General features: G+C 59.3%; 8 protein-coding genes. 2 read left to right on the top strand and 6 right to left on the bottom strand.

What is annotated here, in order from left to right:
- The first annotated feature begins 19 nt into the window (after window positions 1–19).
- Window positions 20–403, top strand: a complete 384-nt coding sequence (locus ACZ5FP_RS05760; protein WP_464662690.1) for a VOC family protein — start codon at window positions 20–22, stop codon at window positions 401–403.
- Window positions 404–417: 14 nt separating this feature from the next.
- On the opposite strand, the gene ACZ5FP_RS05755 is transcribed toward ACZ5FP_RS05760, so the two are convergent.
- From ACZ5FP_RS05755 to ACZ5FP_RS05730, 6 genes are all read right to left on the bottom strand, one after another.
- A complete protein-coding gene (locus tag ACZ5FP_RS05755; protein ID WP_464662688.1) occupies window positions 418–1,305 on the bottom strand; it encodes a thermonuclease family protein in 888 nt (295 codons plus the stop codon).
- A gap of 16 nt (window positions 1,306–1,321) precedes the next feature.
- The gene (locus ACZ5FP_RS05750) at window positions 1,322–1,966 is read right to left on the bottom strand and encodes a S24 family peptidase (RefSeq protein ID WP_464662686.1); all 645 of its coding nucleotides are present in this window, start codon (window positions 1,964–1,966) and stop codon (window positions 1,322–1,324) included.
- Window positions 1,967–2,242: 276 nt separating this feature from the next.
- Window positions 2,243–4,465: a 3-hydroxyacyl-CoA dehydrogenase NAD-binding domain-containing protein gene (locus ACZ5FP_RS05745; RefSeq protein WP_464662684.1), complete on the bottom strand. Its 2,223-nt coding sequence runs from the start codon at window positions 4,463–4,465 to the stop codon at window positions 2,243–2,245.
- A 13-nt stretch (window positions 4,466–4,478) separates the two neighbouring features.
- A complete protein-coding gene (locus ACZ5FP_RS05740; RefSeq protein WP_464662682.1) occupies window positions 4,479–5,687 on the bottom strand; it encodes an acetyl-CoA C-acetyltransferase in 1,209 nt (402 codons plus the stop codon).
- A gap of 26 nt (window positions 5,688–5,713) precedes the next feature.
- Complete coding sequence (locus ACZ5FP_RS05735) at window positions 5,714–6,886, bottom strand: acyl-CoA dehydrogenase family protein (RefSeq protein WP_464662680.1); 1,173 nt, start codon at window positions 6,884–6,886, stop codon at window positions 5,714–5,716.
- A 63-nt stretch (window positions 6,887–6,949) separates the two neighbouring features.
- A complete protein-coding gene (locus ACZ5FP_RS05730; protein ID WP_464662678.1) occupies window positions 6,950–8,743 on the bottom strand; it encodes an acyl-CoA dehydrogenase C-terminal domain-containing protein in 1,794 nt (597 codons plus the stop codon).
- Between the two features lie 535 nt (window positions 8,744–9,278).
- Here ACZ5FP_RS05730 and ACZ5FP_RS05725 point away from each other — a divergent pair.
- Entirely contained in the window at window positions 9,279–12,728 is a 3,450-nt protein-coding gene (locus ACZ5FP_RS05725) for a peptidoglycan-binding protein (RefSeq protein ID WP_464662676.1), read from the top strand.
- Window positions 12,729–12,907 lie beyond the last annotated feature (179 nt).

Below are 12,907 nucleotides of genomic sequence, written 5' to 3'. Positions count from 1 at the left end.
GAAATCGAGGGAGGACGGAATGATTGACCATATCGGAGTGAATGTCAGCAATTTCGACGAGAGCAAGAAATTCTACCAGAAAGCCCTTGCGGCCATTGGCTATGAATTGATCCTCGAGTTCCCGGCATCCGTGACCGGGAGCGCCGACGTTGCCGGCTTTGGCGAAGGCGGCAAGCCCGATTTCTGGATCGCCGGTGGCATCGCGAACAATCCGCCGGCGCACGTTGCATTTCGTGTCAACACGCGCGCACTCGTCGATGCCTTTCACAAGGCAGCCCTGGAAGCTGGCGGCAACGACAATGGCCAGCCAGGACTGCGCCCCCATTACCATCCGGACTATTATGGCGCCTTCGTGCGTGATCCGGACAACCACAATATCGAGGCCGTCTGCCACGAAGGCTGACACCTCCAACCTTTCTACTGCGGCTTTGGCGGGAATGGCGCATCCGGAGCGGGTACAGCCAGCGGTGCCGGCTGTGGTTCTGCCGATGGCAGCGGCAGGTCGCCGGCGGCAACGGGAGATGGCAAGTCGCTGGCGGCGGGAAGCGATGGCGGCGGGCTGCCGAAAATGCCGCGTTTTGCCTCCTGCGCCTTTTTCATATTATCGGCCAGGGGCGAGCCGTCACTGGCTCTCGCCCAGCCATTGTCAACTAGCCATGCGGCCAGATCGGTCGTACCAAGCTTGCACTGGGTGGAAACGAGCGCTTCCGGAGGAAGGTCGGGAACATTGCATTCTATGGCGCGCGAACGCAGCCAGTTGCGAAAGGCAGTCCGCGCCGCCGTGCCGCATGGCCACGACGTCCCGCCATCGACAGCGCATGTTTCTTCCGGCGGCACGACATTGATCCCCTCGATGGCGATCCTGTAGCCAGAGACATCCACGGTTCCTGCGGCCGTCGCTACCGGGCGGTAAAGCAGTTTGGGCCGTGCCGTCGCATCGACAGGCACGGGAGGCGGAGGGGGTGCAGGGGGTGTCGCATGCCCCATGTCACTCAAGGGTTGGCGTGGTTCGATACGCTGCAAGGGCCCGGATTGCTTGCCGGTCATCGAAAATCCATCCGGATCGACCTGCCGTGCGGCAGTGGCGGTTTGTGCTGGAGGTGATGCAGATTCCGGCTGTTGCGGCGGTGTGTCCGGCGCGGCCCCAACTGTATCAGCCGGCACCTGAAAATTTTCGGGGGCAATCGTCACGTCCTGCCCGCTTACCCCTGCCGCTGGCAGCCCGATATAGAACGGGGAAACAAAGACATAGGCCAGACAAAGTCCGACCAGAACGGTCAGAACGTAAAGCGGTATCCGGCGCATGGGAAATGGCTCCCTGTTATTGGCTGGCCCACAGGATCCGGGCAATCCAGTCGATATGAACCGCATCAAACGTCCGGTTGGCATGCTCCGGATTCATTGATTGCAGTTCAATGGTGCGCGGGGTCTGGCGCGTCAGAATCTTCGCCATGACCTCGCCTTCCTTCGTACGGACCACGACGCGGTCGCCGCGGCGCACCGGAGCGCCTGGAGCGACAATGATCGTATCGCCGTCGCGATAAAGCGGCAGCATGGAATCCCCGGAAACCTCCAGCGCATAGACCGCTTCTCCGGAACCGACGGGAAACTCAACCACATCCCAGCCCTGGCCGACCGGGAAACCGCCATCGTCGAAGAAGCCGCCGGCGCCCGCCTGGGCAAACCCCAGAAGCGGTACGGACCGCATGGCACCCATGCCGGCCCTTGTACCCTTGCCGCCGACAACCAGCGTCATGAATTCATCGATCGAAGCGCCTGTCGCTTCCATGATCTTGGCCAGCGACTCCGTCGACGGCCAGCGGGCACGACCGTCGACCGCATAACGTTTGGATTTGTTGAAGGTGGTCGGATCAAGCCCGGCGCGCTTCGCCAGTCCCGAAACGGAGAGCGAATGACGTTCCGCCAGCGCATCGATGGCCGCCCAGATACGGTCATGTGAGAACATGGGACTCTTCCAGATAAAGGAAAAAATACCTTCACTAAAGTTTTAGGAGGGAATTGGGGAAAAGTCGAGATAAAATGCGGAAAACTTTCTTATATTGCGAGAAGACCCGTGTGTGGTTCGACAAGCTCACCATGAGGGAGGGCAAGGATTGCAGGGAGCTATATTCTGCAACGTTCGGGATTGGCCTTGCAGCCAAATCACTCCCCTCATGGTGAGCTTGTCGAACCACGCACAACGGCAATGAGGGGATCAGCAAGTGATCCCCTCATATCTCAGTCAGGCCGCCTTTTTCTTCTTGGCTTCAACCGGATAGGGATTGAAGCGTTCATAGAAGGTGTCGCCCTTCTCGGCCATGTCGAGCAACAGCTTCGGCGCCTTGAACTGGGCACCGTATTTGCGCTGCAGGCCCTTGGCGATTTCCACGAACTTCGCCGCACCGATGCCATCGATATAGGACAGCGTTCCGCCCGTATAGGGTGCAAAGCCGAACGCCAGGATCGAGCCGACATCCGCTTCACGCGGATCGGTGACAATCCCCTCTTCCATGACGCGCGCCGCTTCCAGCGCGATGGTGAAGAGGAAGCGCTGCTTGAGCACTTCCACATCGATCTTGTCGGCGTCCTGCTGCGGATAGAGCGTCTTCAACTCCGGCCACAGATGCTTCTTGGCCGGCTTGGCCGGATAATCATAGAAGCCCTTGCCGTTCTTGCGGCCACGGCGGTCGTACTTGTCGACAAGCGTGTTGACCAGTTCCACATGCCGCGGATCGACAGCCTTCGGTCCAAGATCGGCAAGCGTCGCCTTGAGGATTTTCTGCGACAGATCGATGGCCGTCTCGTCATTGAGCGCAAGAGGCCCGACCGGCATGCCTGCCATACGAGCGACATTCTCGATCATCGCAGGCGGAACGCCTTCCACCAACATGTTGTAGGCTTCCGACATGTAGCGCAGGACGCAGCGATTGACGTAGAAACCGCGGGTGTCGTTGACGACAATCGGGGTTTTCTTGATCGCACGCACGTAGTCCAGCGCGACGGCCAATGCCTTTTCCGAGGTCTTCTTGCCGAGGATAACCTCGACCAGCATCATCTTGTCGACGGGCGAGAAGAAGTGGATGCCGATGAAGTTCTTCGGACGCACCGATACCTTGGCAAGGCCGGTGATCGGCAGGGTCGAGGTATTGGAGGCAAACACGGCCGCAGGCTTCAGCACGGCTTCCGCCTGCTCCGTTGCCTTGCGCTTGACGTCGCGGTCTTCGAACACGGCTTCGATCACAAGGTCGGCACCGTCAAGTTCGGCATATTGCGTGGTGGCGGTGATCAGGCCAAGGAGCTTTTCCTTGTCTTCCGCGGTTGCCTTGCCCCGCTGGATATCCTTGGTGATCAGCTCAGCCGTATGCGCCTTGCCTTTGTCGGCGGCTTCCTGCGTCTGATCGATCAGGACAACAGGAATCCCCGCCTTGGCTGTGACAAAGGCAATGCCTGCGCCCATGAAACCAGCACCGATGACACCGACCTTCTTGAACTTGGTCGGCTTGACGTCAGCAGGACGGCGCGCACCCTTGTTCAGTTCCTGCAGGGAAACGAACAGTGAGCGGATCATCATGCCCGCTTCCGTGCTCTGCAGGATGTTGGTGAAGTAGCGCTGCTCGATCTTCAGACCGGTATCGAAGGGCACGAGGAGGCCTTCATAGACGGATTTCAGGATCGCTGCGGCACCGGGATAATTGCCATAGGTTTCGCGGCGCAGGATAGCCGTGGCGGCTGGCCAGAGATTGGCACCGGCTGCCGAATAGATCGCGCCGCCGGGAAGCTTGAAACCCTTTTCATCCCATGGCTGGACCGGCTTCAAACCGGCCTTGATCATCTTCTTGGCGGTTTCGACGAGCTTCTTGGCCGGCGCGATTTCATGCACGAGGCCCATGGCCTTGGCGCGGGCAGCAGTCAGGCTGGAGCCGGTCGTCATCATCTGCAGGGCATCCTGCTGGTTGGTCAGGCGCGGAACGCGCTGTGTGCCGCCGGCACCCGGGAAAATGCCGACCTTCACCTCAGGCAGGGCCATCTTCACCGACGGGTCATCGGAAACAACGCGGCCATGGCAGGCCAGCGACATTTCGAATGCGCCGCCCATGCAGGTGCCGTTGATGGCCGAAACCCATGGCTTGCCCGATGTTTCGAGCTTGCGGAACAGGCCGCCCATCTTGCCGGTGTTTTCGAACAGGAGTTCGACCGCTTTCTTGGGGTTTTTGGCCTTTTCCTCCTGGAACAGCTGGAACATTCGCTTGAGCATGGTCAGGTCCGCGCCGCCGGAGAAGGTATCCTTGCCGGATGTGATGACCGCACCCTTGATCGCCTCGTCCTTGGCAACGCGATCGACGATGGCGTCGAGTTCCTTCATCACCTCTTCGGTGAAGACATTCATCGACTTGTCGGGCATATCCCAAGTGACCAGCGCAATGCCGTCCGCGTCGACGTCGAATTTGAAGTTTGTATAGCTCATCTTCTGCTCTCCCTCAGACGCGTTCGATAATCGTTGCGGTGCCCATGCCGGCACCAATGCACAGGGTTACCAAGGCCACATTCAGGTCGCGGCGTTCCAGCTCGTCAAGCACCGTGCCGAGGATCATCGCACCGGTTGCACCGAGCGGATGGCCCATGGCGATGGCACCGCCATTGACGTTGATCTTGTCGCGCGGAATGTTGAAGGCCTGCATGTAGCGCAGCACAACAGCCGCAAAGGCTTCATTCAGTTCGAACAGGTCGATATCCGAAATCTTCATCCTGGCGCGCTTCAGCAGTTTTTCCGTCACATCGACCGGGCCGGTCAGCATCAAGGCCGGATCGGAACCGATATTGGCAAAGGCGCGGATGCGGGCACGCGGCTTGGCGCTCAATGCCTTGCCGGCACTTTTCGAGCCGAGCAGGACACCGGCGGCACCATCGACGATGCCGGAGGAATTGCCGGCGTGGTGCACGTGATTGATGGTCTCAACTTCCGGATGCGCCTGAATACCAACGGCGTTGAAGCCGCCCATTTCGCCCGGCATCACGAAAGAGGGATTGAGCGACGCCAGCGCCTGCATGTCCGTTGCCGGACGCATATGCTCGTCATGATCAAGGATGGTCAGGCCGTTCTGATCCTTGATGCTGAGAACGGAATTCTTGAAGTAGCCCTTCTTCCAGGCTTCGCCGGCCCGCTTCTGGCTTTCGACGGCATAGGCGTCGACGTCATCGCGGGTGAAACCGTACTTCGTGGCGATCAGATCGGCCGATACGCCCTGCGGCATGAAATAACCGGGAAGGCCCACCGACGGGTCCATGTACCAGGCACCGCCGGACATGCCCATGCCAACGCGCGACATGGATTCCACGCCGCCTGCGATGACGATGTCATCGGCACCCTGCACGATCTTGGCGGCGGCAAAATTCACCGCATCGAGACCGGAAGCACAGAAACGCGAAATCTGCATGCCGGGCGCCTTGAAATCGTATCCGGCTTCGAAAGCCGACGAGCGCGGAATGACAGCACCCGCTTCGCCGACAGGATCAACGCAGCCATAGATGATGTCGTCGACCAGTCCCGTGTCGAGACCATTGCGGTCGCGCAACGCTTCCAGCACCTTGGCGCCGAGACGGACGGCGGGCACTTCATGCAGGCTGCCATCCTTCTTGCCCTTGCCGCGCGGCGTGCGGACGTGGTCATAAATATATGCTTCGGCCATTTCATTCTCCCTTTTCGAACCGCACCTCAGAGGCTGCGGGCGATCAAAAGCTTCATGATTTCATTGGTTCCGCCATAAATCCTCTGGACGCGGGCATCGCGGAACATACGTGCGATCGGGTATTCGTTCATATAACCGTAGCCGCCATGCAGCTGCAGGCATTCGTCAACGATCTTGTTCTGCAGGTCGCTCAACCAGTATTTCGCCATCGAGGCAGTGACCGGATCGAGCCCGCCATTGACCTGGCGTTCCACGCAGTGATTGTAGAAGACGCGGCCGATGGTGGCTTCCGTCTTCATTTCGGCCAGTTTGAACTGGGTATTCTGGAAGTCGATGACCGCCTTGCCGAAGGCCTTGCGTTCCTTGACATAGTCCGAGGTAATCGCGATGGCGCGCTCGGCCATGGCAATCGCCGTGCCGCCGATTTGCAGACGTTCCTGCGGCAGTTGCTGCATCAGCTGTACAAAGCCCTGGCCCTCTTCGGTTCCGAGCAGGTTCGCTGTGGGCACGCGGACATTGTTGAAGAACAGTTCCGACGTATCGTTTGATTTCAGCCCGACCTTGTCGAGGTTGCGGCCGCGCTCGAACCCTTCCTGTCCGTCCGTCTCGACCACAATGAGCGATGTGCCCTTGGCGCCCTGCGACGGGTCGGTCTTGGTCACGACGACAACCAGATTGGCGAGCTGACCATTGGTGATGAAGGTCTTCGATCCGTTGATGACGTATTGATTGCCGTCCTTCTTGGCGCTTGTCTTCACGCCCTGAAGGTCGGAACCGGCACCGGGCTCCGTCATGGCGATGGCGCCGATCAGTTCGCCGGTCGCCATCTTCGGCAGCCACTTCTTCTTCTGCTCTTCCGAACCATAATGCAAAATATAGGGAGCAACGATTGAATTGTGCAGGGCTATGCCGAAGCCATCGACACCAACATGGCTGATAGCTTCCAGGATGGCGCTTTCATGGGCATAGGTACCGCCGGCACCGCCATATTCTTCCGGCATGGAGGCGCACAGAAGCCCATTCTCGCCGGCAAGCTCCCAGATGGAACGGTCAAAAATTTCCTGCTTTTCGAAACGGTCGTAGTGCGGCAGAACCTCCGCTTCGAGAAACTTCGAAGCCATGTCCTGCAGCATCACCACATCGTCAGTCTTCCAGTCGGGTTTTGGCACGCCCAACACGTCTTCCGGCCGAATAGACATCTCTAACCTCCCTAGAAATCACCTTTCGCTGCATATGGGAGCCTCCGCTCCCTTTTGCATCAATCAGAATGCCTCCGCCGTCAGCGCCATCATCGTGTCCGCGCCGGTCTGGATGCGGGCGAGATGCGCCGATGTTTCCGGCATGACGCGTTCCATGAAGAACTTCCCGGTGACGAGCTTGGTCTCGTAGAAATCCTTCTTCTCGGCACCTTCCGCAAGCTTCGCATGGGATGCCTTGGCAATCTGCGCCCACATGTAGCCAAGCGATACCAGACCGAAGAGATGCATGTAATCGGTCGATGCTGCCCCGGCATTGTCCGGGTTCGCCATACCGTTCTGCATCAGCCACATCGAGGCGGCCTGCAGGTCATTGAGGCCTTTCTTCAGATGCTTGGTGAAGAAGGCGAGGTTTTCATCACCGCGGTTCTCCTCGCAGAAATCACCGACCTCTTTGAAGAACGCCATGACAGCGCGGCCGCCATTGGCACCAAGCTTGCGGCCGACGAGATCGAGCGCCTGAACGCCATTGGCACCTTCATAGATCATGGCAATGCGCGCATCGCGCACATACTGGCTCATGCCGTGTTCTTCGATGTAACCGTGACCGCCATAGACCTGCTGCGCCATGACCGCATGTTCAAAGCCCTTGTCCGTCAGGACGCCCTTGAGAACCGGGGTCATCAGGCCGAGAATATCATCGGCAATCTGCTTGTCACCCTCGTCGTCGGAACGATGCGCGACATCCGACTTGAGCGCGGACCACAGGATGAAGGCGCGGCCCGCTTCATTGAACGACTTGATCGTCATCAGAATGCGGCGGATATCCGGATGCACGATCAGCGGATCGGCTTTCTTGTCCGGCGCCTTCGGTCCGGTCAACGAACGGCCCTGGAGACGCTCGCGCGCATAGTCCACCGCGTTCTGGTAGGCGATTTCCCCGATGGACAGGCCCTGCAGGGCAACGCCGAGACGCGCCTCGTTCATCATCGTGAACATGGCGCGAAGACCCTTGTTCTCGCCGCCAATCAGATAGCCCGTGGCTTCGTCATAGTTCATCACGCAGGTCGAATTGGCGTGGATGCCCATCTTCTCTTCAATCGAGCCGCAGGACACGCCATTGCGGGTACCGGCATTGCCGCTGTCGTCGAGATTGAACTTCGGCACGATGAACAGGGAAATACCTTTCACGCCTTCCGGCGCACCCTCGATACGGGCAAGCACCAGATGGATAATGTTTTCCGACATGTCATGCTCACCGGCGGAGATGAAAATCTTCTGGCCGGAAATCTTGTAGGAGCCATCGCCATTGGGCGCGGCCTTGGTGCGCAGCAGGCCGAGATCGGTGCCGCAATGCGGCTCGGTGAGGTTCATGGTGCCGGTCCAGGTACCATCGACCATTTTCGGCAGATAGGTCCGCTTCTGGTCGTCGGTGCCATGCGTCAGGATCGCGGCAATCGCGCCCTGCGTCAGGCCGGGATACATCACCAGCGCCATATTGGCCGAAGACATGTATTCGCCCACCGCAACATGCAGCGCATAGGGAAGACCCTGACCGCCGAATTCCGCCGGTATGGCCAGGCTCATCCAGCCGCCTTCACGGTACTGATCGAAAGCGGCCTTGAAGCCTTTGGGCGTGGTGACCGTGCCGTCCGCATGACGCACACAGCCTTCGTGATCACCGGACTGGTTGATCGGAAACAGCGTGTTTTCGGCCAGCTTGGCGCCTTCGCTCAGGATTGCCGCAACGATATCGGGCGATGCATCGGCGAAACCTGGCAGATTGTTGTAGCGTTCATAGCCCAGGACATCATTGAGAATGAAAAGCGTGTCTTCAACGGGCGCGCGATAACTCGGCATCAGTTTCCTCCAAAACATAAACGAGCAAAACGGCCCGGAGACTTCGGTGCCGTCGGAATTTCCATCTCTTTAACAAATTTTGACGTTTCCGTAAACGTCAAAATTTTGTGAAATTTTGCTCCTGTGGATCAATCTTTCTGAATGGGATGCCCTGTTCAACGAGACGATGGCGATGAGAGATGGATTCTAGCGATTTCGGCTGGTGCCGCGTCTATGAATTACAATGCCAGCGTATCACATTTTTAACGCTTCCGGCCCATCTCTTAACCAGTTGTTTACCACGTTTCGCCAATGTCACGGTGTCGGTAAACCGTGTCTATGAGTGATTTGTTTTTCACGGCTTGTCGGACCGCATGGGGCAAACGGTCCCGGCTTTCCGGATTGGCAATGTGCAGAACGCATTCTTCAGCTTCGGAAGACCGAGACCAGACAAAGCCAGAATGGCAGGCGAACATCGCCAGCGCTTCCGGCCCTGCCCCGTGGAACAGAATTAACCCGCCGGATCACTGGCGTAAACACGGCAAAGCAGGCGTCCATGACGAACCAAAGGTCACTACTGGAACAGGTCAATGTGAACCGGTCACGCCGCGAGACCACATCGCTCGACAGTATCAACCGTACGCTCGAAGCGCTGGAAAGCCAGCTGCGCGAGACGATGGAGCCGGATTATCCGGATTTCGACCAGGACCAGACAGATATTGCCGACCGCTTCGCCGCACTGGCTTCCCGCGCGGGCGCGGCATCGGCGCCGAGACACAAGCCATCCGACGATCTGCCGTCCTTTGCCAGCAAGCCCCATAACGGCAAGCACGATCTTTCGGCCATTGCTGCCCGCATCAAGCAGTTGCGCGAAGAAATGCGCGACGATGCCCGTGCACCGGCCCGGCACCACGCCGAACCGCACACGGAAACCTTGCAGCGCCTGCACCAGTCAACTGCAAGCCGCAATCTGGACGACAGGTCCGGTCGCGCGGACAATGGTCATCTGTCGATGCTGCGCGGCGATCTTGATGAATTGAAGCGCACCGTTACGACACTCGCCCGCGAAGAATCGGTCAAGAGCCTGAACAATCGCTGGGATGCGATGGACGAACGCTTCGACGCCTTCCGTCAGGATCATCCGCTGGGCGGCCGGCTCGACCAGATCCGCCAGGCGGTGGATGTATTGCCGCAATCGATTCCGCTGAAGAAGGTCGAAGACAAGCTGAAGACACTGGCAAGCGCCGTGGAGCAGATGTCGCGCACGGGAACATCCGGCGTGAATGGCGATTTCATGCGCCAGATGGACGAGCGGCTCGATGAAATCAGCCGCGCCATCGTGGCAACGGCCCGCCCTGCCCAGGCAAATCACATCGACACCGATGCCTTTGAGCGCCTTGAAGCACGCATCGCAACCCTGAGCAGCAAGGTCGAAGCGGTTGCCTACGACCGCACCTCGGACACGATCCTGCAGCGCATGGGCGAACTGGCCGAGCGCGTTGATCATCTGGCAGCGATGCGCGCAACACCAGCCATCAATCTTGACGCGCTGTCCGAACAGCTGTCGTCTGTCACCCGCCATCTGGAGAATACGCCGGCCTCCATCAGCATTTCCGATTTCCGCGATCTGGAAGACCGGGTCCTGCACATCATCCATCGTCTGGAAACAGCGCCCCAGCAAGCACCGGCCGCCGATCCGGCATTCATGCACCAGATCGACCAGCGCTTCGAAGAGCTGACCCGCCGCCTCGATGACCATCACATGATGGCTGAGCACAGCGACATCCGCCTGACCGACAACCTGGAAGCCCGCTTTGACGATATGGCGCGCTATATCGCCCAGAACGTGCCGCAGGCCGATGGTTCGAACGATGCCATCCGCAATCTTGAGTTGCAGATTGCCGGTCTTGCCGAGCACCTCTCACATTCCAACGATCGTTATGCGGAATTTGCGGCCATCCCGCCGCGCCTTGACGCCATCGAGGAATCGATGGCCATGAACCGCGACTTCGTCGTGGAAGCCGCGCGTCAGGCGGCGTCGGAAGCCATCCGCAATTCGGCCAATTTCGGCAATGCCCATGACGGCGTTATCGCCCGCGAGCTCGCCGACGATCTGAAAACGCTGGAAAGCCTTGCCCGCAAGTCGGAAGACCGCAATTCCAAGACTTTCGAGGCCATCCATGACACGCTTTTGAAGATCGTTGACCGCCTTGGCTCCCTGGAGAATGGCGCTGTCGCCGGATCGCATGTCACGGCGGCCGCCAAAACCAAGACCGTGGTTGATGCCTATGAGGCACCATACCGCGATGCCGAGACCGCTTTTGAAGCCCCGGTCTTTTCCAAGCTGGATGATGTTCCGGCGCACGTGACAATGGCCGCAGACGACGCTGACCAGCTGGAACAGACGACTCCGGCGCGCAAATCCCTGTTGGGCAGTCTGACCCGCGGCATGAAGTCCCGCAGCAAACAGGAACAGGCACATCGGGAACCAACCATCGAGACAATCGGCAGCGATGAAAAGATCGACGACAAGGCCGATCTTGACGCCGAAATTCTCAACCGGCCGCTTGAACCCGGCTCGGGCATGCCGGATCTCAACTCCATCCTCAAGCGCGTTCGTGACGAACGCCGCGAGATGAACCTTGGCGGCGATACGGGCATTGGCAAGGCGGATTTTATTGCTGCAGCCCGCCGCGCCGCGCAGGCAGCGGCAGCGGAAGTCGAAAGCCAGACGCGCGGTTCCAGCCGCAAGGACAGCGCGGAGGGCAAGAAGGGCAGCCTGCTGGCCCGCCAGCGCAAGCCCATTCTCCTTGCCATCGGCGCCATCATGATTGCGATCGCGGGCCTGCAACTCAAAAACGCCTTCTTCAGCGGCCCCGTAGCAGTGAACGGCGATACCGGTTCCGTCGCTGCGCCGATGGTACCAACAGTCGAACCCAAGGCGCAGGTTGCAGCATCGGCAGCTCCTGCAGCACCGTCACCGTCCGCTCCTGCCCCCACACTGCAAACTGCCGCCGGAAGCACCCCGAACGAGGAGCAGACCGCTGCACCGGCACCAACGCGGGAAACCGTGGGTAGCCTGATTGCCGCCCAGTCTTCCGGTACGGATGTCCCGGCATCGGCGAAGGTCGATACGAGCGTGAGCCAGATTCCTGCCATCCCGGCCGAAGCAGGCCCGGAACCGCTGCGCGAAGCGGCGGCCGGCGGCAATACCAAGGCTCTGTTTGAAATCGGCGACCGCTACATGGAAGGCCGGGGCGTCCAGAGCGATTACACCAAGGCCGCCGAATGGTACACGCTTGCCGCCGACAAGGGCTTTGCGCCCGCACAATACCGCCTGGGGAATTTTGCCGAAAAGGGTCTCGGCGTTCCGCGCGACCTTGCCAAAGCAAAGACCTATTACCAACTGGCCGCCGAACAGGGCAATGCCAGCGCGATGCACAATCTGGCCGTGCTGTTCGCAGCCGGAGCGAATGGCGCGCCGGACAATGAATCCGCGGTCATGTGGTTTACCAAGGCAGCCGAACTCGGCGTGAAGGACAGCCAGTTCAACCTCGCAATCCTGTCGGCCAAGGGCATGGGGATGCGGCAGGATCTGGAAGAAAGCTACAAATGGTTTGCGCTTGCCGCCAATGCCGGTGACAAGGATGCCGGCCAGAAGCGCGACGAAGTGGCAAAGGCCATGACCACCGATCAGTTGACCCGGGCCCGCGAAGCCACCGCGCTGTGGAAGCCAAAACAGATGAATCCGGAAAGCAATGCCTTGAGCGTGCCGGAGGAATGGCGCGAGAGCCCGGCCACCACCGGTTCGATCAACATGGAAAAAGCCGTCCGCAATATTCAGCTGATCCTCAACAAGAATGGCTATGACGCCGGCGGCTCGGACGGCAAGATGGGCACGAAAACCCGCGATGCCATCATGGCGTTCCAGAAGAGCAACGGCTTGAAGCCAACGGGCAATATCGACAAGGACCTGGTCAAGCGGCTGCTCGAAAAGAACACCTGAACCGGCCAAGGCGACTGTTGCGACACACGGGTTCGTGTTTGGGGCAACACGTTGACGCCCCAGCAGTCATTGTTTGACTTGGCGCGCGGCTGAGGGCAAGAAACTTTAACGCATTCTGTGTCAGCCTGCGCGCAGAATGCATTAAAGAATTTCTGTCATCATGGTGTGCGAACAATCGC

This window comes from Phyllobacterium sp. T2-21 (assembly GCF_055378485.1).
Note: the sequence above shows the minus strand (reverse complement) of the source record. Positions and strands in the feature narration are given on the sequence as shown.